The organism is Streptomyces spororaveus (assembly GCF_016755875.1).
GTDB lineage: Bacteria > Actinomycetota > Actinomycetes > Streptomycetales > Streptomycetaceae > Streptomyces > Streptomyces spororaveus.
Window position 1 is genome coordinate 667,425 of sequence record NZ_BNED01000005.1, and the last position, 25,104, is coordinate 692,528.

General features: G+C 71.7%; 23 protein-coding genes. 12 read left to right on the forward strand and 11 right to left on the reverse strand.

The genetic code is table 11. The features are described from left to right. Positions 1–3: 3 nt before the first annotated feature. A complete protein-coding gene (locus tag Sspor_RS05695; RefSeq protein ID WP_202198071.1) occupies positions 4–804 on the reverse strand; it encodes a peptidoglycan recognition protein family protein in 801 nt (266 codons plus the stop codon). 557 nt (positions 805–1,361) lie between these two features. Between Sspor_RS05695 and Sspor_RS05700 the strand changes: the two genes are divergently transcribed. Continuing rightward, the gene (locus Sspor_RS05700; protein ID WP_202204135.1) at positions 1,362–1,637 is read left to right on the forward strand and encodes a hypothetical protein; all 276 of its coding nucleotides are present in this window, start codon (positions 1,362–1,364) and stop codon (positions 1,635–1,637) included. Positions 1,638–1,692: 55 nt separating this feature from the next. Here Sspor_RS05700 and Sspor_RS05705 read toward each other — a convergent pair whose 3' ends face one another. After that, positions 1,693–4,155: a SpoIIE family protein phosphatase gene (locus tag Sspor_RS05705; protein ID WP_202198072.1), complete on the reverse strand. Its 2,463-nt coding sequence runs from the start codon at positions 4,153–4,155 to the stop codon at positions 1,693–1,695. 259 nt (positions 4,156–4,414) lie between these two features. Next, positions 4,415–4,687, reverse strand: coding sequence for an SH3 domain-containing protein (locus Sspor_RS05710; protein WP_202198073.1), 273 nt, complete (start codon positions 4,685–4,687; stop codon positions 4,415–4,417). Between the two features lie 272 nt (positions 4,688–4,959). Between Sspor_RS05710 and Sspor_RS05715 the strand changes: the two genes are divergently transcribed. Then, positions 4,960–5,583 carry an HAD family hydrolase gene (locus Sspor_RS05715; RefSeq protein WP_202198074.1) on the forward strand — a complete coding sequence of 208 codons (624 nt, stop codon included), beginning with the start codon at positions 4,960–4,962 and terminating at the stop codon, positions 5,581–5,583. 52 nt (positions 5,584–5,635) lie between these two features. Here the strand turns inward: Sspor_RS05715 and Sspor_RS05720 are convergent, their stop codons facing one another. Then, complete coding sequence (locus Sspor_RS05720; RefSeq protein WP_202198075.1) at positions 5,636–6,301, reverse strand: VOC family protein; 666 nt, start codon at positions 6,299–6,301, stop codon at positions 5,636–5,638. 108 nt (positions 6,302–6,409) lie between these two features. Further along, positions 6,410–6,925 carry a zinc ribbon domain-containing protein gene (locus tag Sspor_RS05725; protein ID WP_237403685.1) on the reverse strand — a complete coding sequence of 172 codons (516 nt, stop codon included), beginning with the start codon at positions 6,923–6,925 and terminating at the stop codon, positions 6,410–6,412. A gap of 205 nt (positions 6,926–7,130) precedes the next feature. Here Sspor_RS05725 and Sspor_RS05730 point away from each other — a divergent pair, with 205 nt between their 5' ends. Next, positions 7,131–7,394, forward strand: a complete 264-nt coding sequence (locus Sspor_RS05730; RefSeq protein ID WP_202198076.1) for a hypothetical protein — start codon at positions 7,131–7,133, stop codon at positions 7,392–7,394. 111 nt (positions 7,395–7,505) lie between these two features. Here Sspor_RS05730 and Sspor_RS05735 read toward each other — a convergent pair whose 3' ends face one another. Together Sspor_RS05735 and Sspor_RS05740 are read right to left on the reverse strand one after the other, a co-directional pair. Next, positions 7,506–8,216, reverse strand: coding sequence for a cytochrome b/b6 domain-containing protein (locus Sspor_RS05735; RefSeq protein ID WP_202198077.1), 711 nt, complete (start codon positions 8,214–8,216; stop codon positions 7,506–7,508). Next, positions 8,158–8,823 carry a molybdopterin-dependent oxidoreductase gene (locus Sspor_RS05740; RefSeq protein WP_202203500.1) on the reverse strand — a complete coding sequence of 222 codons (666 nt, stop codon included), beginning with the start codon at positions 8,821–8,823 and terminating at the stop codon, positions 8,158–8,160. The genes Sspor_RS05735 and Sspor_RS05740 overlap by 59 nt, the downstream gene beginning before the upstream one ends. A 303-nt stretch (positions 8,824–9,126) precedes the next feature. On the opposite strand from Sspor_RS05740, the gene Sspor_RS05745 reads away from it, so the two are divergent. The 3 genes from Sspor_RS05745 to Sspor_RS05755 all read left to right on the forward strand — a co-directional run bounded on the left by Sspor_RS05745 (position 9,127) and on the right by Sspor_RS05755 (position 14,044). Next, the gene (locus Sspor_RS05745) at positions 9,127–10,359 is read left to right on the forward strand and encodes a 4-hydroxybenzoate 3-monooxygenase (protein ID WP_202198078.1); all 1,233 of its coding nucleotides are present in this window, start codon (positions 9,127–9,129) and stop codon (positions 10,357–10,359) included. Positions 10,360–10,627: 268 nt separating this feature from the next. Then, positions 10,628–12,409 (forward strand): methyltransferase, encoded by a 1,782-nt coding sequence (locus Sspor_RS05750; protein WP_202198079.1) that lies wholly within the window; start codon positions 10,628–10,630, stop codon positions 12,407–12,409. A gap of 912 nt (positions 12,410–13,321) precedes the next feature. Beyond that, positions 13,322–14,044, forward strand: a complete 723-nt coding sequence (locus Sspor_RS05755) for a DUF1775 domain-containing protein (RefSeq protein ID WP_237403686.1) — start codon at positions 13,322–13,324, stop codon at positions 14,042–14,044. A 67-nt stretch (positions 14,045–14,111) separates the two neighbouring features. On the opposite strand, the gene Sspor_RS05760 is transcribed toward Sspor_RS05755, so the two are convergent. Beyond that, on the reverse strand, positions 14,112–16,034 hold the full coding sequence (locus Sspor_RS05760) for a copper resistance CopC/CopD family protein (protein ID WP_202198080.1): 1,923 nt from the start codon (positions 16,032–16,034) through the stop codon (positions 14,112–14,114). Between the two features lie 273 nt (positions 16,035–16,307). On the opposite strand from Sspor_RS05760, the gene Sspor_RS05765 reads away from it, so the two are divergent. After that, positions 16,308–16,961: a DUF4232 domain-containing protein gene (locus Sspor_RS05765; protein WP_202198081.1), complete on the forward strand. Its 654-nt coding sequence runs from the start codon at positions 16,308–16,310 to the stop codon at positions 16,959–16,961. Between the two features lie 136 nt (positions 16,962–17,097). Then, entirely contained in the window at positions 17,098–17,373 is a 276-nt protein-coding gene (locus tag Sspor_RS05770; protein ID WP_202198082.1) for an isoamylase early set domain-containing protein, read from the forward strand. A 50-nt stretch (positions 17,374–17,423) separates the two neighbouring features. Here the strand turns inward: Sspor_RS05770 and Sspor_RS05775 are convergent, their stop codons facing one another. Together Sspor_RS05775 and Sspor_RS05780 are read right to left on the reverse strand one after the other, a co-directional pair. Beyond that, complete coding sequence (locus Sspor_RS05775; protein ID WP_202198083.1) at positions 17,424–17,687, reverse strand: DUF5133 domain-containing protein; 264 nt, start codon at positions 17,685–17,687, stop codon at positions 17,424–17,426. 276 nt (positions 17,688–17,963) lie between these two features. After that, on the reverse strand, positions 17,964–18,686 hold the full coding sequence (locus Sspor_RS05780; RefSeq protein ID WP_202198084.1) for a dienelactone hydrolase family protein: 723 nt from the start codon (positions 18,684–18,686) through the stop codon (positions 17,964–17,966). A gap of 410 nt (positions 18,687–19,096) precedes the next feature. On the opposite strand from Sspor_RS05780, the gene Sspor_RS05785 reads away from it, so the two are divergent. The 4 genes from Sspor_RS05785 to Sspor_RS05800 all read left to right on the forward strand — a co-directional run bounded on the left by Sspor_RS05785 (position 19,097) and on the right by Sspor_RS05800 (position 23,815). Beyond that, complete coding sequence (locus Sspor_RS05785) at positions 19,097–20,479, forward strand: NUDIX domain-containing protein (RefSeq protein WP_202198085.1); 1,383 nt, start codon at positions 19,097–19,099, stop codon at positions 20,477–20,479. A 256-nt stretch (positions 20,480–20,735) separates the two neighbouring features. Then, positions 20,736–20,957, forward strand: coding sequence for a hypothetical protein (locus tag Sspor_RS05790; RefSeq protein ID WP_202198086.1), 222 nt, complete (start codon positions 20,736–20,738; stop codon positions 20,955–20,957). After that, positions 20,950–22,173: a helix-turn-helix domain-containing protein gene (locus Sspor_RS05795; protein ID WP_202198087.1), complete on the forward strand. Its 1,224-nt coding sequence runs from the start codon at positions 20,950–20,952 to the stop codon at positions 22,171–22,173. The genes Sspor_RS05790 and Sspor_RS05795 overlap by 8 nt, the downstream gene beginning before the upstream one ends. Positions 22,174–22,306: 133 nt before the next feature. Then, positions 22,307–23,815, forward strand: coding sequence for a DUF4246 domain-containing protein (locus Sspor_RS05800; RefSeq protein ID WP_202198088.1), 1,509 nt, complete (start codon positions 22,307–22,309; stop codon positions 23,813–23,815). 130 nt (positions 23,816–23,945) lie between these two features. Here Sspor_RS05800 and Sspor_RS05805 read toward each other — a convergent pair whose 3' ends face one another. Beyond that, the gene (locus tag Sspor_RS05805) at positions 23,946–25,094 is read right to left on the reverse strand and encodes a DUF475 domain-containing protein (protein ID WP_202198089.1); all 1,149 of its coding nucleotides are present in this window, start codon (positions 25,092–25,094) and stop codon (positions 23,946–23,948) included. Positions 25,095–25,104: the final 10 nt, after the last annotated feature.

Here is a 25,104-nt window from a genome sequence, read left to right on the forward strand (position 1 = left end):
ACGTCACGGCAGGAGTCCCGCCGGGAGGTATTCCGCGTAGGGCGAGGCCGGCCGGCCGGTGGCCTCGCGGACCAGGTCCCCGATGGGATCGGAGCCCTCCGCCGGCTCCGGCGCGGGCATGCCGAGGCGGGCCGCCACGTCCTTGCGGAGGGTGGGGAGCATGGCGTAGAGGTGGTCACCGGGGCAGGAGGTGGCGTTGAAGTCGCGGTGGCCGTAGATCTCCGACGCGGGCAGTCCGTACTGGTCGCAGATGTGGGCGCACAGGTCGGCCAGCGCCGCGTACTGCGCCGCCGGCGGGGCCTGCGAGGTGTACGTCCCCTCGTTCTCGATGCCGATCGACACCGTGTTCTGGCCGACGCAGTGCGCCGCCCGAACCTGGCGGGTGCCGGTGCGCAGCTCCGCCAGGCTGTTGTGGCGTCCCTCCAGCACGAAGGCCCCCCGGCTGACGGTGAAGTGCTGTCCCGTGTCGATCCAGCCCTGCGCGTCCATGTGGTACGTCTGGATCGCGCGCGCGAGGGCGACGGCACGCTGCATCGAGTAGTCGGTCACGTTCGCCGTGGCCGTGTGGTGGACGATGATCCGCTCCGGACGGTTGGCGAGGACGACGACCGGCTCGGACGCCGCCCGCGCGCCCCAGGCGGCGCAGCCGATGATGTCGGGGACCGCGGCGGAGTACGCCCGGCCCGCCGCGGCGAGCGGCAGTGCCGTGGCGGCCGCCAGGGCGAAGGCTCCTGCGAGGACCGACCGACGGGTGTACGGAGCCGCGGCGCGCGCCGGCGGCTGGTGCAGTGCGGAGAAGGTCATGCGGCGCCATTGAAGGGACTGCGGCTCCACCGGCCGCGCAGACACACCGCGAAGCCCCCCGGACTGATCATGCGTTCGCATCGGATGTCACCCGAAGGGCTGACCAGGTCCCTTCTCACGCATGGTGCGCCGGGGCGGTTCTAACCTGAGCACGCGGCACGTTCGCGCGCTGCGGCCCCTCCCGGCCTGCCCCGAATGCAGGATTCGGGAGAGGGCCCGGCCGCCCGGCCCGCCGCCCGGCCCGCCGCCCGGCGGCCGCACGCGACCGGATTCCGGCCCGAGATGCCGAACACCGGATTCAGGACTAGCGTCTCTAAATGAGAACCGCAACTGCGGGGAACACACTCAGCCCGCAGTAGTGCTCCCGAGCACCATGCTTGAGGGATCGCGCGTCGGCCCGGAGGTCCGCTGCCCCAACCAGGTGGCGTTGACAGGGGATACGCGCGCACGCACCCATGCGGTCATGCACGCAACCGCGCTTCACCCCTTGCGCGGGAGGGCATTGCGCATCACGCCCCCATTGCGTGACACGACAACGACATGAAGGGTTCGAAATCATGCAAGCACTGAGAGTGAAGCGGCTCTTCGCGGTGTCCGCCATCGGTGTTCTGATGGCAGGTGGCGCCGCCCTCGGAGCCGCGGGTACGGCCTCGGCCGCAGCCCCCACGCACTCGGTCACCTACGTCGCAGGCGGCGGTGGCTGGGACGACGATGACGGCGACGGGTACGGCGGGTACGGCGGCCACAGGTACGGCGGCCACGGCCACGGCCATGGGCACGGCAACTACAACCACGGTCACGGCTGGGGCGGAGGCTGGGACGACGACTGCTGATCGCACCGCTTTCGGCGAGGACGGGCCGGCGCACGGACTGCACGCGCCGGCCCGTTCACGCACCCGCCCGGCTCCTGCTCGTGGCTGCCGCGGCCAGGGGGAACTCCGTCCAGACGGTCTTGCCGTCCCGGGTGTAGCGGGTGCCCCAGCGGTCGGTGAGCTGGGCCACCAGGAAGAGACCGCGTCCGCCCTCGTCCGTGGTGCGCGCACGCCGTAGGTGCGGAGCGGTGCTGCTGCTGTCGGAGACCTCGCAGATCAGGCTGCGGTCGCGGATGAGTCGCAGGGTCACCGGCTTGCCGCCGCCGTACCGGTAGGCGTTGGTGACCAGTTCGCTGACGACCAGTTCGGCGGTGAAGGCCAGCTCCTCCAGGCCCCAGCCCGTCAGCGTGGCCTCCGTGAGGTCGCGTGCCCGGGAGGCGGCGCTCGGCTCCGCGGGCAGTTCCCAGGAGGCGACCTGCTCCGGCGCCAGCACGCGGGTGCGGGCGAGGAGCAGCGCGACGTCGTCCGGTGGGTGATCCGGCAGCAGGGCCTCCTGCACCGCCGCGCAGGTCTCCTGCAGCGAGCCGCCGGGCCCGGACAGGGCTTCCCGCAGCCGTGCGAGTCCCAGGTCCAGGTCGAGGCCGCGGGCCTCGACCAGACCGTCCGTGTACAGCGCCAGCAGACTCCCCTCGGCGAGTTCGAGTTCGGCGGACTCGAAGGGCAGTCCGCCCAGGCCCAGCGGCGGCCCCTCGGGCAGGTCGGGCAGGCTCACCGTGCCGTCGGAGGCGACCACGGCGGGGGGCAGGTGGCCCGCCCGCGCCAGGGTGCAGCGGCGCGAGGTGGGATCGTAGACCGCGTACAGGCACGTCGCGCCGACGATCTGCCGGCCTCCCGGGCGTCCGTCGGCCGGCTCCTGCTCCTCTGCCAGGCGGTTGACCAGGTCGTCGAGGTGGGAGAGGACCTCGTCCGGCGCGTAGTCGAGGCCGGCCAGGGTGTGGACGGCCGTGCGCAGGCGGCCCATGGTGGCCGCGGCGTGCAGACCGTGGCCGACGACATCGCCGACGACGAGGGCGACGCGCGCTCCGGACAGGGGGATGACATCGAACCAGTCGCCGCCGACGCCGGTGGCGGGATCGGCCGGCAGGTAGAGGTGTGCGACCTCGACCGCGCTGTGTTCGGGCAACTCCTGCGGCAGCAGGCTGCGCTGCAAGGTGAGCGCGGCCCGGTGCTGCTGGGTGTAGCGGCGGGCGTTGTCGATGCACAGGGCGGCCCGGGCGGCGAATTCCTCCGCGAGCGTGAGGTCGTCCTCCTCGAACGGTTCGGGCCGCTTGGCCCGCCACAGGCTGAGCAGGCCGAGGAGCAGTCCGCGGGCCGTCAGCGGTACGACGATCAGCGAGTGCGCGTCGAGGCTGAGGGCGCGCTGCGTGCGCTCCGGGTCCTGGAAGTACCAGCCGGGGCTGCTCCGGAGGACCGGTTCGAGGATGGGCTGCTGTTCGGCGAGGCACCTGGCCTGCGGGGTACGGGGGTCGAAGCGGAAGACCTCTCCGGCGGAGTACATCACCTGGAGCGCCTCCGGCACGACCGAGTGGACGGCCATTCTGCGGACCTGTCCGCTCGCCTCCTCGGCGGTCTCGTCGCCACGGGCCACCGACTCCAGCAGATCCACCGAGACGGCGTCCGCGAGGTCGGGGACGGCTGCCTCGGCCAGCTCCGAAGTGGTCCGGCCGAGATCCAGCGTGGTCCCGATGCGGGCGCTCGCCCGGTTGAGCAGGGCGAGCCGCCGCCGGGCCCGGTAGCGGTCGGTGACGTCCTCCACCAGTTGGGTGACCCCGAGGATCTCGCCGGAGGGGTCCTCCATCCGGAACGCCGACACCGACACCACGCGCTCGTGGTCGGGGTCGCTCCTCAGACGGCAGGGCTGCTCGGTGAAGATGAGCGGGGCGCCCGTCTCCAGCACCCTGCGCAGCCTGGTCTCGATGGTCTCCACGTCCGGGCCGATGAGGAAGTCGCCGATGCGCCGTCCCCGGATCTCCGCCGTGGAAAGCTGCGTGAAACGGGCCAGCGCCCGGTTGATCCGCAGGATGCCCAGGTCGGGGGCGTGGACGGAGAGACCGATCGGGGAGCGCCGGAACAGGCCGTCCAGGACCGACCGGTCCGTCTCCCACCGCAGCACCTCCTCGGCCGGGGCCACGACGAGGAACCACTCCCGGGCCGGGCCGGCACGGACGACGGCACGGGCGCGGAAGCCCAGTTCCACCCGCCGCCCGCTGCGGTGCAGGACGGGCAGGACACCGGACCAGCCCCCCTCGTGCTCGTACGCGGCCACCGCGTCCAGGACCGCCTCACGGGCACGTTCATCGAACAGGAATTCTATGGCGGGCCGTCCCAGCACCTCCTCGGGCAGGTAGCCGAGGTGCTCCTGTGCGCGCTCGCTCCAGCCGACGACGATGCCGTGGTCGTCCAGTACCGCCGAGGCCGAGTTGTTCAGCGCGTACGGGTCCTCGGGCCCCTCGCCCGATCCCGGCGCCGGTGCGTCCATCGCTGCCACCCTTCGGCCTGCCGAACCCTCCGCTCGGCGGGCAATCCCCCGGCGGCCACCCGGTGTGGTCGGAATCCAGAGGTCGAGCGTCCGCCTCTCTCAGTATCGCCCGGCCGCCCCGGACGGCCCGCCGCTCGCTGTCAACTGGGCCTGCTCAACGGCATCGGGGTCGTACCGGCACCTCACGAACGCTCGATCCGGCGTCCGGGGGCAGCCGCGGGCCGCCCCCGGACGCCGGGAGCCATCCGAGGGCCGGCCGTCAGCCCTGGGGGGCGGCCGGTTGGGCGTCCTTGGACAGCGGCACCTCTCCGGTGTTGTCGACGTGGCGGGCGGCGACCCACACGGCCTGGTCGCGCAGCAGGTACCAGATGCTGTTGCCGTCGATGGTCTGGGCGTGCACCTTGCTGTGCAGACCGATCTCGGCGCCGTGGTTCAGGTTGCCGACGAGGGAGGAGTCGGTACTCGGATATTTCCGCAGGTTGACGCCGGACGTGCTGACGACCGTGCCGAACGGCTGAGCGGGACTGGGCATCACGACCTCCAAGGGAAACGACTGAGTGGCGGGACGTGGTCCGGGATACGGACGGGTCGCTTGCACGGTAGGGCCAACAGCCGTCGGGGCACCGGAGGCGTGCGGGGCACCACCACGACCGGCGACCGGGCGTCATTCCGATGGTTCCCGATTTCGTCATGCGGGTATGCCGGGACGGACGGACCATGAAGAGGGGCCCTCGGACCGGCGTGCGGTGCGGGGTTCAGGTGCTGGTTTCAACTGTGCGCCGTTCAACCATCGGAGGCGCCGAGATGACCACGCTCTTCTTCGACATCGGGGCGACCCTGGCGGACGGCGTTCGTGAGCCGGACGGATCCTGGCTGTTGACGCCCCTCCCGCGTGTCTCGCAGGTTCTCGACGCTCTCGCAGTGGAACCGAAGGGCATCATCTCCAACCCGGGCACGGAACAGGATGCCGCCGAGCGGCTCACGGTCGCTCTCCATGCGGCGTTTCCCGGCCGGTTCACGGACGACCGCCTCCTCCACTTCGGCCCCAAGGACAGCCGCGCGATCTTCGACGACGCCGTCGCGAGCACCGGCGGCCCGGCCGACGACTGCGTCTTCGTGGGTGAGGCCCCCGCCGAGCGCGCGTTCGCCCGCACGGCGGGCATGCGTCTCGCACCCCACCCCGTGTTCGCCCGGGCCGCCATCGAGGACCGCCCGGTCTTCTGGACGAGCATCGACGTGCCGGAGGTCGGCGGCCTGGGCGTGCTGAAGTCCGTGGCGAACGGCACGGAGGCCGTTCCCTCGCGTACCTCCTCCCCTCATCTCGTCCTCGCGATGGCGACCGGGCTCGGGGTCGAGGCGCTCCGGCAGGCGGGGTTCACGACCGAAGTGCGCGAACGGGTGGAGAACACGGCCGCGTTGTCACCGTGACGGCCCCCGGGCCGTGTCCGCGAAGCAGCGCCGGCCGCCCGCCGCCGATCTGTCACGGCAGCTCGGGCGCGGGGGACGCCGGGGCCTCCCAGACGAACCCGTCCGGGTCCGTGAAGGAGTCGGCGGTGCTGCCGAGGACGATGCGGTGCGAGCCGGTGCCGTCGACCGGGACGCCGAGGTCCTTGGCCAGGCCCCGGCGCTTGTACAGCGCCAGCTTGACGGGGCTGGACTGGCCGGGGGCGAACTCGGCGTACTTGCCGCCGAAGCTCTTGGCCACGGTCAGGCCCCGGCCGACGTAGAACTGCCTGGTGGCCTTGACGTCCTCGACGCCGATGAGCAGGACGACCTCGTCGATCTCACGGGTGGCCGGGCCGGTGTCCTTCTTCGCCGAGGTCGCGATCTTCCAGATCGTCCCGTCCGGGGCCTGGACGACACCGCCGTACCCCCACATCGACTTCACGGCGGGCTTCAGCACCGTGGCACCGGCGTCCACCGCGGCGGCGACGAAGCCGTCGACGGTGGCCGGCCCCGACACCGTGAGCCCCAGGGTGAAGCCGCGGAATCCGGTGGAGTGCGCCTCGGACGCCCGAAGACGTACGTACGAGTCCACGCCGAAGGCGCGGTAGAAGCGGCGGGCGGCCTCGGGATCGGCCACCTCAAGGGTGACGGACGCGAGGGACGTGTGGGCTGCGGTGAAAGCGGTGGTTGCCATGACCATCACGCTAGGGGCTGCGCCGCGGTCGTGGCTTCTCCATTCCTGACCGGTCCGGGGACGCACCGGTACGGGGCCCGCGCCCCCGTACGCGGACCCCGCGCACGGGGGACGTCAGGCCGCGGGCCGGCTCGGCAGCGCCGTCCCGCAGCCGCTGCAGAAGCGGGCGTCCGCCTCGATCGCGTGCCGGTGACACCGCCCGCACACCAGGTGCAGCGCGCACGACCCGGGCATGGCAGCGGGCTCGGCCGCGGTGGTGGCGGCGGGTTCCGCCCGCCCGATGCGCATGCCGCGGCGCCTGCGGTGCGCGGTGAGCACGATCAGCCCCTCGGGACCGGCCAGCAGCGCCCGGGAGGTGCCGCGCGGCAGCAGGCCGAGGAAGCCGGGAGCCAGCTGGGACACGGTGCCGTCGAGGGTGAGGGTGCCACCGCCCGCGACGACGACCAGCATCACGTCGACCTCGTCCTCGGTGTACGCCGCCCCGCCGGTGCCGGGCAGGTGGCGCACCAGGTTGACGTCCAGCTGCCGCTCGGCGCCCTCCAGCCGCCACAACGCGCCGCTCTGCCCCTGCGCCGCACCTTCGAGCAGCCCCGCCACCGCTGCGAACTCCGCGCCCCGCGCAGCCTCCACCGTCGAACCCTCCGTGCCTGTGCCGTACCCACTACACCTGCATGATCGCCCACCCGGGCCCGTGGCGGGGACCAGCGGGGCCCGGGGCCGAAGGCGCCGCTGCCCAGGGCGCGAGACGTTTCGCCGTACGGGAAGTAGATTGCAAGGGGTGGGGGAAAGCCGGGGACGCGGCAGGTTCCGACCGGACCTGACATCGGGAGCGGACATGGGAGCGACCCTCTTGGCCGTGGCGGTCGTCGTCGCTGCCCTGGTCATCAGAACCGCGGTCGCCGAGCTCAGGGAGCCCGGCAGCGGCCGGCGCCAGTGGACGTTCCTCGCCGACCCCCGCGCCGTCTCCGCGGGAGCGCTCACCGTCGTGGCCCTGGGAGCCCTCGGCTGGCTGCACGCCGGTTCCGAAGGCGCCGTCTGGGCCGGGCTGGCCGGATTCCTCGTCGCCTTCACCGTGTCCCAGGGCCGCCGGTCCCGCTGAGCCGTCCGCGCGCGGTCGGGACCGGTCCCCGTGCCGGGGTCGTCCCGGTGTCCTCCCGGCGTTGTCCCGCGGCCCACCCGGGGCCTCGTCCCGGTTCGGGCCGAGATCCCCTCATCCGTTCCCCGCCCGGTCCTCCGGCCGTTCCGCGCGCTCGTCCTTCGGCTCCTCCGCCGTCCACAACGGGTGCTCCCGCTCCGCCCAGGGCCGCTCGACCGACCCGGTACGCATTCCCCTGCGCGCCTCCGGGTCGGCGAGGGCCATCCGGATGTGCCCTGCCACCACCACTCCGACGGCCAGGGCCAGCCAGTCGTGCACGAAGGTGGCGCTCGTACGCCACACCAGCGGTGTCAGGTGGGTGAACCACATCAGCAGACCGGTCGCCAGCATGACCAGGACCGCGCCCGCGATCCACGACGCGTAGATCTTCTGCCCCGCGTTGAACTTGCCCGCGGGCCTGGACCCGGGCCGGTGGTCTCGCCGCCGCACCGCGCGCAGCCACTTCCCGTCGTGCGGCCCGAAGCGGTTCAGCCTGCGCAGATCGGTCCGGAAGGCGGGCGAGGCCAGACCCAGCAGGAAGGGGGCGGGCAGCAGGATCCCGGCCCACTCGTGAACGGTCACCACGAGGTACCTGCGGCCGACGAGTTCGGCGAGCTGGGGTACGTAGAGGGCGGCCGCGGTCGCCACGCACAGCAGCGTCAGTGCGGCGGTCGTACGGTGGACCCAGCGCTCGGCGCGGGTGAACCTGGCGATCCGCCGGTGCGGCTCAGACGGTGGGGGTGTCACTGCGCCCGTTGGACCCGCCGACCCAGGCGTCGACGTCATAGCCCCGCTCCTCCCAGTAGCCCGGTCGCACCTCGGAGGTGACGGTGATGCCGGAGAGCCATTTCGCCGACTTGTAGAAGTACATCGGCGCGACATAGAGCCGGACGGGGCCGCCGTGCGCGTGGCTGACCGGCTCGTCCTGCATCCGCAGGCAGACCAGCACGTCGTCGCGCCGGGCCTGCTGCAGGGTGAGGCTCTCGCTGTACGTACCGTCGAAGCAGGTGAAGCGGACCGCCTTCGCCCCGGGACCGACACCGGCCGCGTCCAGCAGGAGGGAGAGCCTGACTCCCGAGAACGGGGTCTCGGGTACCCGCCAGCCGGTGACGCACTGCACGTCCCGTACGACCCGGGTCTGCGGCAGCGCGCTCAGGGTGTCGAGGGTGTACGTGGTGGGGCGGTCGACCAGGCCGTTCACGGTGAGCCGGTAGTCCTGCTCGTTCTTCCGCGGTACGGAGGTGGCGACGGAGTAGTAGCGGAAGCCGCCCCCGTTGGGCAGCAGCCCGGTGAGGCCGGTCGGGTCCTTGTCCGAGGCGGCCCCGAGGAACGCCTCGATCCCGCGCTGCACGTACGGTGCGGCGACGAGGCCTCCTGCGCCGAGCCCGAGCATGCCGAGCACCAGACGGCGGCCGACGGGGGCGCCCTCGGTGTCGGGGTGGTCTGTGGTCACCCTTCGATTGCAGCATCCGCGGGTCCGGGAAGCCAGGGAGACCGGTGCGACGTCAGAATTCCGTCATGGTTCGCCCCGGGGCACCGGCGACCCGGGTTCTGGATCCCACCGCGCAGCCGAGGGCGGCAGGCCGGGCGCGTCAGTTGAGATGACCTCTCAAACCTCAGGAACCCCACCCGCCACTGTGGCATTCGGGTGATTTTCGCCGATCCAATGAATTTTCACTGTTTATGATCCATCTTCATGACAGAAAGTCAGAAGGCCCGAACGGTCCGGGACTCGGCCGACGTGGTCATCCTCGGAGCCGGGCCCGCGGGGCTCGTCCTCGGCAATCTCTTACGCGCGGCCGGTGTCGACTGCGTGATCCTCGAACGCGCCGCGCGCGAGCACGTACAGACCCGGGCGCGCGCCGGCTACCTCGCCCAGCACACCGTGAGCATCCTGGAGCGCCACGGCCTGGCTGAGGGTCTCCGCCGGCGCGGGCAGGAACACGCCGTCTGCGAGTTCCGCACCGAGGACGACCGCTTCCGGCTCGACTACAGCCTTCTCGGCAAGGGCGAGCAGCACTGGGTCTACCCCCAGCAGGAGCTGGTCACGGACCTCCTGAACCGGTACCTCACCGCCGGCGGCCGGATCTGTTTCCAGACCGGGGCGGAGGCCGTGCGCGACTTCGGCGGTACCCGGCCGACGGTCGACGTGCGCGACGCGGACGGCCGCCCGGGCCGCTGGCACGCCCGGTACGTCGCCGGATGCGACGGGCGCCACGGCGCCGCCCGGCGCTCGCTCCCGGCCGGAGCGGTACGCCGCTACCACCGCGACCACGCGGTGACCTGGCTCGGCCTCCTCGCCCAGGCACCGCCGAGCCTCGACGCCGTGGGCTACGCGGTCCACCCCCGCGGGTTCGCCGGGCACATGGCCCGGTCCCCCGAGGTCACGCGCTACTACCTCCAGGTCCCGCGGGGGACGGCACCCGGCGCCTGGTCCGGGGAACGGATCTGGGACGAGCTCGCGCTGCGGCTGGGCGCGGCCGCCCACGGCCCGCTCCGGAGCGGCCCGATCGTCCAACGCGCCGTCGTGGACCTGGAGTCCGACGTACTGGAGCCGCTGCGGCACGGCTCGCTCTTCCTCGTCGGCGACGCCGCCGGCCTGATCAGCCCGTCCGCCGCGAAGGGTGCGAACCTCGCGGTGCTGGAGGCGGAGATCCTCGCCGACGGCCTCACCGCGGCCCTCCGGCACTCCGACCCCGGGCCGCTGGACCGCTACTCGGCGCAGTGCCTGGCGTACATCTGGCGCGCGCAGGAGTTCTCGCACTGGATGATCCGGCTGCTGCACGCGGAGCCTGAGGCGGGCGGCGCGCAGGACGGTGCGGACGGCGGCTCGCCGTTCCAGGACCGGCTGCGCCACTCCCGGCTCCAGGCGCTGCGGAGCTCGCGTACCCAGCAGGACTGGTTCGCCGAGAACTACGTCGGTCTCTGAGCGCCCGCCTCGCCCACCTCGCCGAGCTCGCGGACGACCGCCCGGTCCCCCGGCCACCCCGGCGCCCGCTTCCCGCGCGCCCGTCTCCGCCGCCTCTTCGAACTCCCGCCACCCGCCCCTGACCCATTTCTGCTCTGCTTCCGTCCAGGGGCGGCTCTTCCCTGCCCGCGAGCTGTTCCACCTCCCCTCCCCTTCTCCACCGAGGCGCCTCCGTCGCCTCCGCCGCCTCCCGATGACCGAAATACACCGGAACGAGGATGCCTTCCCCATGACGACACCGACCGCGGTCACCGCGCACACCCTCGACGACACGGCCCGCCTCAGCGGGGCGGCGGACTTCGTCCGCGAGCAGGACACCGCCACCCTGCTGCGCCTCCTGCTGCCCGGCCTCGACGGCCTGGAGCTGCGGGCGCTGGCCGACCGCTGCCACTTCGCACACGCCGCCCTGCTGGTCTGTCCGCCCGACGAATCGTCTCTGCGTGAGCAGTTGGCCGCCTGTGGCCTCGACGCGTACGCGGCCGCGCAGCCGAGCGTCGTCGTCCGGGAGCGTCTGGCCGTACGCCATCGCCGTGACGCGGCGGATCTGGACGTAAGGATTCTGCGCCCCGAAGTGCACTGCACCGACGGCGAGCGCCGGGTGGTCGAGGTCTTCGCCCTGGCCGTCCCGCCCGGCTCGGAGCTCGTGGAGGTCGCCGCGCACGAGCGTGCCCACGACCACGAGGCGCACCTCGCCTTCGAGGTCGACCGCCCCGATCCACTGGTGCTGCGGGGCTTGTGCGAGACGTTCGCGCAGCACGGTGCGGTCGCCGACGGAGGCGGCTACAACCCCCACGAGGACGGCACGGTGTTCTACTTCACCGCGCCCGCCGACTCGAAGGCCGGGTACGGGCGGGTCGAGCTCTACGCGAGCGGCGACCACCGCGCCGTGCTCACCCCCCACCTCGCCGCATATCAGGCCCGGCAGCCGGCGGAAACGCTCCTGCGCCTGATGACCGGCGCGTGGACGACCCAGGCCCTGGCCGCCTGCGCGCAACTGCGGCTGCCGGAGGCGATGGACGCCCAGGGGGCCGACCGCCCTCGCACCGCCGTCGACGTGGGCGTTCTGGCCCGGGCGGTCCCTTGCGACCCGGAGAACCTCGCCACCCTCCTGCGCTACCTCGCCATGCTCGGCGTGGTCACGTCGGAGCCCGGCGGCTTCCGCCTCACCGAGCTCGGGGTGCTTCTGCGCGCGGATTCCCACGGGTCGATGCGGTCGCTGGCGCTGATGTACGGAGGTGCGTTCTACCAGTCGTTCGCGCTGCTCACCGATGCCGTACGAACGGGGCAGACCGGCTTCGAGCAGCTCTTCGGCGAGAACCACTTCGACTACTTCGCCCGCCGGCCCGCACTGGCCGAACGTTTCGACCAGTCCATGGCCGCGAGCGCGCGCATGTTCGATCCGCTCCCCCTCCACCCGGTCATCGCCGCGGCGGGCGCCGCGCCCGGCCGCCGGACGGTCGTCGACGTCGCGGGCGGTACCGGTGAACTGCTCGGCCGCATCCTGGCCGCGCACCCGGGGCTGGACGGCGTGCTGCTCGAACGCCCGCACGTGGTTGAGGCCGCCCGCCGGCACCTCGACACGTTCGGCGTCGGAGCCCGCTGCGGCTACGTGGTGGGCGACTTCGCCGACATGCCCGCCGGCGGGGCCGTGTACGTCCTGGCGCGGGTCCTGCACGACTGGGACGACGACCGCTGCCGGGAGATCCTGCGCCACTGCGCCCGGGCCATGCCCCTGGACGCCGACCTGCTCGTCGTGGAGCGGCTGCTGCCGCCGGACGGCTCGCCGTCGCTGGCGACGGCCTGGGACCTCCACATGATGTGCAACGTCGGCGGTCGGGAGCGACGGGCCGACCACTACGCGGAACTACTCGACGACGCGGGCCTGCGGCTCGTCGGTCACTCACCGCTCCCGCTGGGCGCGAGCGTCCTGCATGCCCGCAAGGCGGCCCCGGGCGCCGCGGGCGCCTCGGGCACCTCGGGCACCTCGGAGGGGGAGGGCAGGACCTCCTAGAGCCCCACCGGAACGGGTACTCGTCCCGCCACCGGCAGCGGCGTTCGACGGCCTCGGCCGTGGCGGGAACGACCACGTGGGGGGCTGACCGAGGGACACCGGATGCGGTGCCGGGAAAAACTGCTCCTGAATTGACAGTTGGGGCTCATGGGTGTCCGGGGCCGGTCAATGATGGGCCCGACATGGCCGGGGACCCTGCAGGGACGCGCTCGCGTCCACGGCCCGAGAGGCCCGGCGGACGTCGGCTGCGGGCTGCCGTGTTCACACTGCTCAGCTCCGCCCTGGCGGTTGCGGGCCATCACCTTGCCGCCGGAGACCCTGTGCCCTGGGAGCGGGTGGCGGCCGGGTCGGCGTGCGCGTTCGTGTTGTCGTGGTCCGTGACCCGGCGGCCCCCTCCGTGGTGGCAGGTGGTCACCGCCACAGGCGTTGCGCAACTCGTCCTGCACCGGGCCCTGTCCGTGAGGCAGCCGGTCCATCACGGTCATGCCGCAGCCCACGGCGTGCTGCCGGACGTCGTCCGCACGGCACACCACAGCCCGTGGGCGATGCCGGCGGCCCACTGCGTGGCCGCCGTCGTGATGGCTCTGCTCATGTACCACGCGGACCAGGTACTCAGCCGTCTGCCGGAGACGGTGGGCCGCTGGGCCGAGAAGGCTGTGGCGGCCGTGGCGGCCGTCGCGGCCGTCGCCGCGGCTTTCGGTGCTCTCCGCGGGCCGGCGCGCGGAGCAGGTCCCCGGATCGTGCAGGTACCGCCTGACGGCCCTGCCGTACGACCGGCGGTGGCAACGATGCTCTGTGACGCGGTGGTACGCCGGGGGCCTCCTGCCGGGCGGGCAGGAGACGTTCCCCTGATCCTGGCGGGCAGACACCGGTGCGGTGCGGCCCGCCCGCGTACCGAGAGGGTTCCTCACCGTGAACACGACACACACCCGCCCCCTGCGCCGCAGGCTGGGTCTTGCGGCGGCCGGCTCCCTGGTGCTGGTGGCCATGACTGCCGGCCCTGCCGCCGCGCACGCGGAGGTCACCGCCTCCGATCCACGCGCCCTCGCCGAGAACGTGACGCTGTCCTTCACCTCCGAAGCGGAGTCGGACACGGCTGGCATCTCGGAGCTGCGGGTCGTCCTCCCCACGGGCATCACCCCGGACGCCGTGACGCTGAAGGATGCCCCCAAGGAGTGGAAGCTGACGCCCACCCCGGACGGGTACGCCGTCGGCGGCACCGCTCTGGCCACGGGCACCGATGCCGAGTACAGCATCACGGTGCGTCAGCTGCCCGACGCGAAGTCGTTGGCGTTCAAGACACTTGAGACGTACGGCGACGGGAAGGTCTCCCGATGGATCGAGGTGCCCACCGGCGGGGAGAAGGTCGACAATCCGGCCCCCGTGCTCGACCTGAAGGCGGCGGCCTCCGGGGCGAAGCCGATCGCCCCGAGCGCGTCACCGACGCCGAGCACCGTCCCGTCCGCCCCGCCGTCGGCAGCGGCTGCCGCTGCTCCCCCGGCTTCCGCCGCTTCCGCTGAGAAGGACACGGGCGGCAGGACCGGAGCGGTCGTCGGGGTGGCCGCGGCCGTCGTACTGCTCGCCGTCGGCATCGTCTGGTGGTTGCGCCGCAACCGCGGCCGCGGCCAGGCCTGACCGACACGGCCGGGTCCGGTACACGGTTCGTACGGTGTACCGGACCCGGCCGTGCGGCGGCGGGCGTCTACGAGGACGACGGCGTGATGCGGACGGTCTCGCGCACCGTGACCTGGTCGATCTCACTGGTCCGCACCGTGATGTTCATGGTCCACTCGCCGGGCATGGGCAACCGCAGGTCGTAGGCGGCCCAGTACCCCTTCTGGTTCGTGAGCTTGGCGTCGATCGGGCCGATGCCCAGGTCCTCCTGGGTGAGCGTCAGCCGGAGTTCGGGAACGGTGGCGAGGCCTCCGTCCGCGGTGTACACGACGGCCTCGACCGTGTTCTCCCCCACCCGTCCCGGCTCAAGGCTGATCTGTACGCTGCCCTGGTGGTTCGCCGTCCCCATGTCGAACGGGACGGTGACCACCCGCACCTGCGGCTCGTGCCCCGCGGCTGCCTTGGCACTCCCGGCTGCCGCCCGGCTGGGCTGGGTTCCTGTGAGCACGGTGGTGATCGCCAGAACCACCACACCGAGTACGACTTCCACGGCCACCGTCCGACGCAGGCGTCGCCGGGATGCGTCGGCGGGCGTAACCGGCCGCTGGGTGTCCGTGCCCTCTGCCTCGCCTCCGCGAGGCGTCTCGGGCCGGCCGCTGGGTTCCGCCGCCGCCGGGACGGACGGCGCGCCGGCCGTCTCCCTCACCCGCTCGGGCGCGGGCTCACGGAGCTTCAGCTTCAACTTCCGCGCGGCCGCAGGCGCTTCACGCACGAGGCGGGCGGTCCACCGTCGTGAGAAGAACGCCACGCACAGCACGACGGCCACGGCGGCCACCTTCACGACGAGTGTCCTGCCGTACGACGTCGTGGTCAGGGCTCCCCAGGAGCCGACCTGCCGCCAGGACTGGTACACCCCGGTGCCGACGAGAACGGCGACGGCGGCGAAAGCCAGTGTCGAGAACCGGCTCATCGCGGCCGCCGGAATCGCGGGGGCGGTGTCGCCCCGGCTCCGGAGGAGCAGTACCACCGTGATCAGGCCGCCGAGCCAGACCCCCATGGCCAGCAGGTGTAGGACCGCCACGGGAACGGCGAGGAGGACCTGGATGCCGGCGGAGGCGTGCTCGGCCGCGGCCCAGGTGAGCGCCAGCCCGAGGGCGAGTACCGCCCCGGCCGGCCGGGCGCGGGAACCGAGGGCCTGCGGCTCGGCTCCGCCGTCCTGACCGCGGAACCGTACGGCCGACCGCTTGACGGCCACCGCCGCCACGGCGAGCAGCGCGAGCCTGGCGAGCAGTGCTCCACCGGGCCGACCGGTGGCCGTTCGGCTCCATTGGGAGAGGTCGAACGCCGACGTCAGCGGGCCGGCCGTCTCGTACGGGCCACGCAGCAGCAGGAGGGCCACGGTGGACGCCACCAGCATCACCCATCCCACCGCCAGCTGTCGGCGCACCGGACGAAGCGATGCCGCGGCGGGCCAGCACACGACGACGAACGCGGTGACCCCGACGAGGAGGGCGAGCCCGCTGTAGGCGACGTAGCGGACGAAGCCGTACAGGCGGCCGACCGCCGTGTCCGTCGGCGAGCCGGTCGGGACGACGGCGGCGGTCTCGGACGGCTCGCCGACGGAGAAGACGAAGGCGCCGGAGATCGGGTGGCCGTCGGCGGAGACGACCCGCCAGGCCACCGTGTAGGTGCCCTGGGGCAGTTCGTCGGACAGGTCCACCCGAGCGGTGTTGTCCTTGCCGTCCACGTGCTCGGCCGGGCGGGGGTTGACGCGCTCGTTGCCCGGCGACAGCACGCGCACCGAGTCGTCCGAGAAGCCGACCGACTCGGTGAAGGTCAGCGTCACCGCTTTCGGTGCCGTCTTGAGGACGACGCCGTCGCCGGGGTCGGAGCCGCTGAGGCCGGCATGCGCGAAGGCCGATCCGGCGCCTCCGACGATCAGCGCGAACACGGCGGTGAGCAGGGCCAGAACGGTCAGTGAGGTTCCGGTGCGAGGCGATCCTGGGCGCATGAGCAGGCAGCCTCCGAGGCGGCGTCGATGGTGGCGCCACCGCCCGGTACCGGGCTCGGGCAGGGCAGGACGCATACCGAGATGTGGACGGTAGTGCCGCCGGCCAGGTCAGAAGGCTCGTTGCGCAACTTCCGCTAAAGAGTGGTCACCCCGGCTGTGTGTGTAACAGGAAGGTATTAAGGGGCGGCGGAACGGAACGGCCGGCCGGCCCCGACGGGTCCTCGTGTTCAGAAACGCTCGCTCGTACCGACCATCGATTCCGAGGATGCAACGATGCGCGTTCACCAGCTCACCTTCGCCGCCCTGGCCGTCGCCGCCGGCCTCACGCTCACGGCGTGCCAGAACGGCGAGGACGGCACAGCGCAAGGCGGCCCGTCGCCCTCGTCCACCTCTTCCAGCAGCTCCACCGCGCCCGCCGCGCCCGCCCCGGCCACGAGTTCCGACGGGAAGGGCAAGACTGCCGGCACGAACACCGGCTCGGGCTCGGGCTCCGGCGAGAGCGGCAAGGCCGGCAAGTGCCGCACCGACGACCTGGAGATCACGGCGATCGACAGCACCGTCGGCGGCGACACCGACGGCACCGTCGCGGTGCAGCTGAAGAACCGCGGCGGCGGGGACTGCACGCTCTCCGAGTACGCGGGCGTCGACCTGAAGACCAGCGCCGGGACGCTGTCCGCGAAGCGCACCGGCGAGCACCCCGGTCCGGCCGTCCTCAAGAAGGGGACGGCGGTCTCCTTCGGCGTCACCTACCCGCTCAACACGTCGGGCGGTTCCGGCGTGCGCGTCACGGGGCTGACCGTGACCCCGCCGGACGAGACGAAGTCGGTCACCCTCGCCTGGCCGGGCGCAGCCACCCTGCCCGTCACGGACGGCTCCGGTTCCGCGGTCGAGGTCGGCCCGATCGGAAGCGCGGGCCAGGGCGGCTGACCCACGCAGGCGTCGGCGGCTCGCGACCATCCGGGTGGCCTCTGCCCGGCTTACGGCGCTGTACGGTCGCGCCGCACGCGCGGCAGCGCGAGGATGCACGGGCCCGGTTTCCCCTTCTTCGCGGCTGGAGACTTCAGTGCTCGAACGCAAGCGGCTCAAGGGCCGCACCCAGGTCACCTTCATCCTCCCCGAGGAGACCCCGCACGGGCCCGTCAGCGTGGTCGGCGACTTCAACCACTGGAACCCCGCCGCTCACCCCTTGGCGCCGCGCGGCGACGGGACCCGCGCCGCGACGGTCGCCCTCTCCGCCAACACCGCCCATTCCTTCCGCTACCTCGCGGTCGACGGCCACTGGTTCGACGACGAACAGGCCGACAGCCACGACGGAGTCAACAGCCGCGTCCACACCTGACCTTCGGCCTGCCGACGGCCGCCCGTGCCGTCGGCAGGCCACCAGGTGGACTACCCCGCCCTACCCTTCAGGGTCCGGTCGTCCTGCGCCTGCGCCGGGGCGTCCGCGTCACCGAGCCGTGCGGTGCGCAGCCGCTCCCGGGCCGCGGCCAGCGCGGCGTCTATGTCACGCGTCCCGGTCGTCACGCACAGTGTGTAGACCACGTCTTCCATCCGCTGCCGCACCGGTTCGTGACGGCTCACCGCCTCAGGCTCGGACACCCTCTCGTACTCCGCCACCAGGCGTGCCAGTACCGCGGGGTGAGCCATCATCACGATCTCGCTCCTTCGTACACGCCGCCGTCACAGGCGGCTCGCCGCCACCGATGCCTCGTCTGCCCCGGACCGGTGGACCCATGCGCCACACGCGTTGACGCGCGTCTCCCCCTGTCGCGCAGTCAGTCGTCCGGGCCGCGGATACCGCCGCCGGGCCGCAGACGGGAGTACGACCTGTCGTGCGACCGGCTGCCCGAACCGGCCGCGAACGCGCCTCGGGACAAACGGCATTGCGTGCGCCGGCGCTCCGGGGAGGGCCGGCCTGACGGGCCTGCTTCACTTCAGGTGCCGGTCGCAGAACCTGACCCCTTCCTCCACCTCGAACCACGGGGTGCCGACGTGCCCGCCCATGTTGGCGTGCAGCGTCTTCTCCGTGCTGCCGAAGGCGTCGAACAGGTTCAGGGCCCCTTGCCGGGGGTTCCCTTCGTCGTCCCACTGCAGCAGGAACAGCAGCGGGATGGTGACCTGCCGTGCCTCCTCGCGCTGGGCGCGGGGAACGTAGCCCCCGGCGAAGAGTCCGGCGGCGGCGATGCGTGGCTCGACCACCGCCAGGCGGATGCCGACGGCCGTCCATCCCGAGTACCCGACCGGGCCGGCGATCTCGGGGAGCGCGAGGAGGGCGTCCAGGGTGGTCTGCCATTCCGGGACCGCCTTTTCGACCAGCGGGCCGATGAAGGACTCGAAGATGTCGTCGACCGGCTCGCCTGCCTGCATCGCCCGGCGGAGGTCGGCGCGTGCCTGCTCGTCGGCGGCGGAACGGGGTCGGTCACCGCACCCGGGGGCGTCGATGGCGGCCACCGCGTAGCCGCTCGCCGCGGAATGCCGGGCCCGTGCCGCCAAGCGGGCTGCCGCCCTGGGCAGGCCGTTGTTGTGAGCCATGAGGATCAGCGGGACCGGTGCGGCGGAGGCGGGCGTCCACAGGGTGCCGGGGATCTCGCCGAGGGTGAATGCGCGTTCGAGGACGCCGTCGTCGAGGCGCTGCTCGGAGGTGAAGTGCATGGTCGTGCCTTTCGGGAGGGCTCGTATCGGCGCTCCCGGACGACCTATCGCCCGACCGTGACCCCGGAGGGGAGCACCCGTGTCGATACTGCGTTCACGGGTACCACCTCCTCTTTCTCTCGCACGGCCTCCGGAAACGTAGCAGCGGTCGCCGCGGTGCGCCACACGGTTTTCCCGCGGGCTCGCTCCGTGGTCGGACTCGTTGGTGGGGGGTTGTTCGATCGGCCCCCGGTTCCGCGTCGAGCCCGGGAGGATCTGTGCCGACGGCTCCCCACACCCGACCGAGGAGACCCACGGATGACGAAAATGCCCACCGCGGCGACAGGCGGTGGCGATTGCGTGTGCCGCGAGACCGCGTGCAAGGTCACGGTCACCGGAGATCCCGGCACCCGCTGCCCCGGGGCCGCACGGTGAGCGGCGGGGCCCGGTACACCGTGCCGGTCGACGTCCACCTCATCCTGCGCCGCGACGGCGAAACCGGTCCCGAGGTACTGCTGTCCCGCCGCGCCGGGCCGGTGTACGCGTCCGGGCTGTGGCACCTGCCGTCCGGGCACCTCGACCCGGGCGAGGACATGCTCGCGGCGGTGATCCGGGAAGCCCGCGAGGAGACCGGAGTGGTGATCGACCCCGAGGACGTGACCGCTGCCGTCACCGTCCACCATCGCCCTCCGGTGGGCGCCCATTCCCGGATCGGCGTGTTCTTCGAGGTACGGCGCTGGTCGGGCCGGCCGGAGGTGAGGGAGCCGGACCGGTGCGACGGCATGGGCTGGTACCCGCTGGACGGGCTGCCGGACCCGATGGTGGCCTACTGCCGGGCCGGCCTCGACGCCTACCGCGCCGGGCTGCCCGCCGCCGTGCACTTCCAGCGGCCCGGCGACCCGATCCGGTACACCCGCGGCGACCCCGACCGCAGCCGTCCGCTGCCCGGACCACCCGTCGGCGGCGCGGAGTTGCCGCACCGACTGCGAACGTTCGCAGAGCAGGCGGTCGGCCGGATCACCGAGGCGGTCGACGCCTCCTGGGCGCGCACCGGAAGCCGGGTGTGGCTGATCACCGGCGCCGGCGGCGGAACCTGGTACCTCAAGCGGCACCGGGGACCGAAGTTCCACGAGCGGGAGGTGGCCGCGTACCGGAGGTGGGTGCCGGCACTCGGCGCACACGCTCCCCGCCTCGTCGCGGCCGACCCCGCGGCGTGCGCCGTCGTCGTCACCCCCCTGGCCGGACGGCCACTGCACGGCATGGTCCTCGATGCGGCCGCCGAGGCAGGCGTCCAGCAGGCGTTGGGCCGTCTTGCCTCCGCGCTGCACCACAGTGCCCCGGAACAGCCCGTCGGAGCGGCCCCGGCCGCGGCCGGGGTGAAGGGCCGGCTGGACGCGGCCCGGCCGTGCCTGGCGGACGGGGACGAGGACCTGGTCCTCGCCCTGGCCCGCACGTACGAGGACCTCCCGCGGCCGGCCCTGGTACCGACGCACGGGGACCTCCAGTACCGCAACGTTCTGCTCGGCGAGGACGGCGAGCCACGGCTGTTCGACTTCGAGCGGTCGGAGTACGGCACCGCCACGCGGGACATGGTGCGCCTGAGCGGCACCTGGGACGGCCGGCCCGACCTGCGCGCCGCGTTCCTCGCCGGGTACGGCAGGCCGCTGACCCCGGTCGAGGAGCTCCGCCTGGACTGCGAGTCGGCCTTCGACGCCGTTTCCGGTATCGCCTACGGCAGCACCCACGCCGACCCGGAAGTCGCCGAACGCGGCCGCCGCACCCTGCTACGCCTCCGTGTCACAGGGCGCCCGTAGGCGCCGCGCGCCACGTACCCGCTGGTGACGGCGCGGGGGTGAGGCCGTTCTCGCCCCCGCTCTCGGCATCCTGGACGGCATGGCCGACACAGCCAGGGGCGAGGGCGCCCAACAGGCCCGAGGTGTGGACGAACAGACCCGGCAGGGAGGCCGAACGGCCGCGGGACGCAGTCGATGTCGTCATAGTGTGAACGCCGCGCACTAAGTGACGCTATGTTGCAGGCATAGCACCGACAGCAACGAAGGGTCCACTGCCATGGCTCGCCTCAACTTTGCTCAACTGGCTCTCGCCTTCGCCCTCATTCACGCCGTCGACGAAGTCCGCCGTGATCCGGCCGTGGTCAAGGCGGCCAGGCAGTTCATCGAAGACAGCCTCCAGGCGATCCGCTCCAGTGCTGCGGTGGCGCGTGAGGCCCAGTCCTCCTGGCGTCGCCACAGGCCGCCGGCCCAAGGCGCCGGGGCCGGGACCGGTGAATGAGTTCAGCGCGGAGGCGATGGGCCTCGTGATCCGCGAGTACCGCCTGGACCAAAGTCCCTCGATGACCCAGGACGAGTTGGCCAGGCGGGCCGACTACGGGAAGGGTGGCGCGGTCTCGATCTCCCGGATCGAGCACGGGCTCATCAGCCCCAGAGAGCACCGTCTGGCCGCCATCGCCCTCGCCCTCCGGCTGACGCCCGAGCAACTCAAGCAGGAGGCGGAGGACCGAACCAGGTCCCTCGCTCATCAGCGGGGCCAGCGGCCCGTGAAGCTGCGCGAACAGGTCGCGGAGACGAAGCGACGCTACGCCGAGGTCAACGAGAAGGCGGCCCAGCGGTCGAAGATCACCCAAGAGCACGGGGAAGCCTTTTACCGCGTCCATGATGTCGTCCGCGACGAGTTCTTCATGAGGTTCGTGGAGCTGGCCAAGAGCATCAGCGGGGCGCCCGAGCCGGAAAGACCGCGCCAGGAGGAGATCGAGAGCGCGGCCAGGACCCCTACGGCGATACGTATCGGAGCCATGTCCGCCGGGATCGCCAACGCCATCCGGGGGGCCACCGCCGGAGGTGCGGCCGGGGCGGCAGTCGGCGGCGCCGCGGCCTACGGCGCTTTCACCGCGGCCGCGTTGTTCGGTTCCGCCTCCACCGGAACGGCCATCTCGACGCTGTCCGGGGTTGCCGCGACCAACGCGACGCTGGCCCTCCTGGGAGGAGGCACGCTGGCCGCCGGCGGTGCGGGCATGGCCGGCGGGATTCTCCTGCTCACCGGCATGGTCGCCGCTCCGGCGGCAGCACTGGCAGCCGCCGGGTTCTACGTCTTGAGGCGGCGCCGGAACAAGAAGGAGGAGGAACGTCTGCGAACCGAGGTCGAGGCTGCGGAGGCGGCGCTGGACCAGTCGCAGCAAGGGTTCGACGCGATGATCGAAGTGCTGCTCCGTGCCCCGGACATCGTGGAGTACGTAAGCGTCCACGGCACCCACGCCCTTGAGAAGTGGAGGGCCGGTCTGCCGCCGGAACCCCGGGACTGGGCTTCGCTCGGGCAGGACGGGCAGGAACGGTACAAGGGGTTCCTCAGGGTGGCGGGCTGCCTCCTCGCCGTGGGCAGCATCAACGTCAGCGCTCTCCTCACGGCTGAGCCCGACGCTCTGCGCGAGATGGACGCGGCCATCGACGAGACGCTGCGGTACGCGGACAGGACCATCAGGTCGATCGTCTGAACACGCAAACCGGACCATGGCCGACCAGGCCTTCCGCTGCTCCCGGGCCCCCGATGACGGGACGACGGCTGCGGTGTCAGTCCTCTGAAGTAGTCTTCCGGCCACCGCACACCGACTCGGAGGACCAGAAGAATTGACCGGCCTGTCTGCTTTCCCGCTGCCTTTTCAGGCATCCCGTTCCCTGTCGTTCGCGACGCCCCGAACACTGCGGGAGGTCCAGATGATGCAGTGCAGCGCGCACATTCGGGCCAAGCCGGGATGGTTCGACAAGATGAACGACGCCGACATCGTCGCCCGATGGACGCGGGAAGCGGTCGCCCAGGGCCTCACTGAGGCTCAGGTGCGTTACGTGCTTGCCGAACTCGTGCATTACGCCGCCCTGCGGGACGGGCGAACCGGCGTCGAGGTGTCCGCCGTCGACGGGGTCTGGCAGTCGGACACTCTGGTCGACGACAAGCTCCGATCGCGGCTGCGCGAGGCGGTTCGGGTGCTGGAACAGGTTCCCGAGGCAGAGCAGGACTGGCATCCCGGATCCGACGGTCAGGTACTGGATCTGGTCCACCCCTCGCTGTTCTGCTTGGTGAGAGAGGCGAGCGGCGCGCACGATCGGGCTTGGCAGAGCCCGACCGACCGCTATTCGAAGTACGAGTTCTCGGAGAAGTTCCAGTGGCTTCCCACGGACGTCGACATCAGCGACGACGGCGATGCCACCTTCTGTTCGTACGTCAACAATGTCCACCCCGAGACCCACCGCGAACTGGTACCTGTCCTGGAGGACTTGTTCGCCCGCATGCGGCCGCTGCTGGAGAACGTGCTGACGGATCTGCGCCATCCGCGGCCCTTGCGGATCGAGGCCGATCCCTACGGGTGGTACGACTCGGAGCCGGAGTATCCCGATAAGTCCGCCTACGGTGACCGTGAGGCCTATCGAGAGGCCCTGGGTGTGTGGGAGCAGGCCCACGACGCATGGTGGGAGAACCGGCGCCCGGTCATCCCGGACGCCCCGGCCTTCACCATGCCCGACTCGCCCGACGCATCCGCCCGGGTCGACCTGCGGGGCCGCCGTCTCCAGGTCATCGTCAAGCTCGCCACCCTTCATCTCACCCCGGAGAAGCCCGAGTACGCCGGCGGTTCCTGGCACGTCGAGGGGATGATGAACGAGCGGATCGTATCGACCGGTATCTACTACTGGGACAGCGAGAACATCACGGAAAGCCGGCTGGGTTTCCGGGCGGCACTCGACGATCCGAACTACGAGCAGAACGACGACAACGGTCTGCGTGAGGTCTACGGCCTGGAAGACGAAGACTCGCTGAACCAGGTCCTGGGATCCGCGTCGACCCCGGCGGGCCGCTGCCTGGCGTTCCCGAACATCCTGCAGCACCGCGTCGACTCGTTCCGCCTCGCGGACACCGCTCGCCCGGGGTACCGCAAGATCCTCGCCTTCTTCCTGGTCGACCCGTCGGAAAGAATCGTCTCGACATCCGATGTGCCACCGCAGCAGCCCTGGTCCGATACGTCGACCATGACGCTCGAACAGGCGAAGACCTATCGTGAACAGCTCATGCAGGAACGGAAATTCTTCGTCGCCGAGCACAACGAGCAGCTCTACGAACGCGAATTCTCCCTCTGCGAGCACTGACACCGCGGACTCGGCTGCCTGACGGCCGGACCGCCCCGCCTCGGTCACCGCCCAGGCAGGGCGCCGGTCGTCGCCCGGAGAGCCTTGCCGTCACCCAGTGGACGGACGTGGTGAGTTGGCCCGGACCGGCTCAGACGCCGGAGGAGACCTCGGCCTTCTCGTGCGACCCCGTGCGCTCTCCCCCGGACGCCCCCAGCCTCCGGTTGCGCACGACCGAGGAGAAGAAGGACCCGGCGATCAGGACGACGCCGACGAGACCCGTGATGACCTCGTGGATCTCGTACTGGATGGTGACGAGCAGGATGATGGCGAGCGCGCCGATGGCGTAGTGCGCGCCGTGCTCCAGGTAGACGTAGTCGTCGAGGGTGCCCTGGCGGACCAGGTAGACCGTCAGCGAACGGACGTACATGGCACCGATGCCGAGGCCGAGGGCCATCAGCACGATGTCGTTGGTGATGGCGAAGGCGCCGATGACGCCGTCGAAGGAGAAGGAGGCGTCGAGGACTTCGAGGTAGAGGAACATGAAGAAGGCCGCCTTGCCGGCCATGGCGACGGCCGTGACGGGCTTGCCGCTCTTCTTGGCCTCCTCCTCGGCCTCGTGCTCGGCCTCCTCCTCTTCCTCCAGCTTGTTCTCGAAGTAGCCGGAGAGGCCGCCGACGATCATGTAGGTGATCAGGCCGAGGACGCCGGAGACCAGGACGGTCTGCGCCTTGTCCACGTGGACGCCACCGTGCTGGTGGGCGTGGGCACCGACGGTCATCGAGGCGACGACCAGGACGATCAGCGCGATGCAGGCGGACAGCATGTCGACCTTGCCGAGCTTGGCGAGCGGGCGCTCCAGCCAGGCGAGCCACTTGATGTCACGGTCCTCGAAGATGAAGTCGAGGAAGATCATCAGGAGGAACATGCCGCCGAAGGCGGCGATGGACGGGTGGGCGTCCGTCACCAGCTGCTCGTACATCTCCTTGTCGGAGAGGGCCAGGTCGACGGCCTCGATGGGCCCGATCTTGGCGCTGATCGCGACGATCACGACGGGGAAGACCAGCCGCATGCCGAAGACCGCGATGAGTACGCCGACGGTGAGGAAGATCTTCTGCCAGAAGGCATTCATCTTCTTCAGGATCCCGGCGTTGACCACCGCATTGTCGAAGGACACCGAAATCTCGAGAATGGACAGGATCGCCACGATCCCGAATCCGGTCCAACCCCCATATAACAACGCTGCGACCAGACCGAGGGCGGTCACCGCGAACGACCAGCCGAAGGTTTTCAGAAGCACTGACTCCCCC

Coding starts and splice junctions, on each gene's coding strand:
- Sspor_RS05780 (WP_202198084.1), bottom strand. CDS start 18,686: ATGCACTTCACCTCCGAGCAGCGCCTCGACGACGGCGTCCTCGAACGC.
- Sspor_RS05745 (WP_202198078.1), top strand. CDS start 9,127: ATGACAGAAAGTCAGAAGGCCCGAACGGTCCGGGACTCGGCCGACGTG.
- Sspor_RS05700 (WP_202204135.1), top strand. CDS start 1,362: ATGCAAGCACTGAGAGTGAAGCGGCTCTTCGCGGTGTCCGCCATCGGT.
- Sspor_RS05695 (WP_202198071.1), bottom strand. CDS start 804: ATGACCTTCTCCGCACTGCACCAGCCGCCGGCGCGCGCCGCGGCTCCG.
- Sspor_RS05735 (WP_202198077.1), bottom strand. CDS start 8,216: ATGACGTCGACGCCTGGGTCGGCGGGTCCAACGGGCGCAGTGACACCC.
- Sspor_RS05790 (WP_202198086.1), top strand. CDS start 20,736: ATGGCTCGCCTCAACTTTGCTCAACTGGCTCTCGCCTTCGCCCTCATT.
- Sspor_RS05740 (WP_202203500.1), bottom strand. CDS start 8,823: ATGCTCGGGCTCGGCGCAGGAGGCCTCGTCGCCGCACCGTACGTGCAG.
- Sspor_RS05715 (WP_202198074.1), top strand. CDS start 4,960: ATGACCACGCTCTTCTTCGACATCGGGGCGACCCTGGCGGACGGCGTT.
- Sspor_RS05750 (WP_202198079.1), top strand. CDS start 10,628: ATGACGACACCGACCGCGGTCACCGCGCACACCCTCGACGACACGGCC.
- Sspor_RS05705 (WP_202198072.1), bottom strand. CDS start 4,155: ATGGACGCACCGGCGCCGGGATCGGGCGAGGGGCCCGAGGACCCGTAC.
- Sspor_RS05765 (WP_202198081.1), top strand. CDS start 16,308: ATGCGCGTTCACCAGCTCACCTTCGCCGCCCTGGCCGTCGCCGCCGGC.
- Sspor_RS05710 (WP_202198073.1), bottom strand. CDS start 4,687: ATGCCCAGTCCCGCTCAGCCGTTCGGCACGGTCGTCAGCACGTCCGGC.
- Sspor_RS05720 (WP_202198075.1), bottom strand. CDS start 6,301: ATGGTCATGGCAACCACCGCTTTCACCGCAGCCCACACGTCCCTCGCG.
- Sspor_RS05760 (WP_202198080.1), bottom strand. CDS start 16,034: ATGCGCCCAGGATCGCCTCGCACCGGAACCTCACTGACCGTTCTGGCC.
- Sspor_RS05730 (WP_202198076.1), top strand. CDS start 7,131: ATGGGAGCGACCCTCTTGGCCGTGGCGGTCGTCGTCGCTGCCCTGGTC.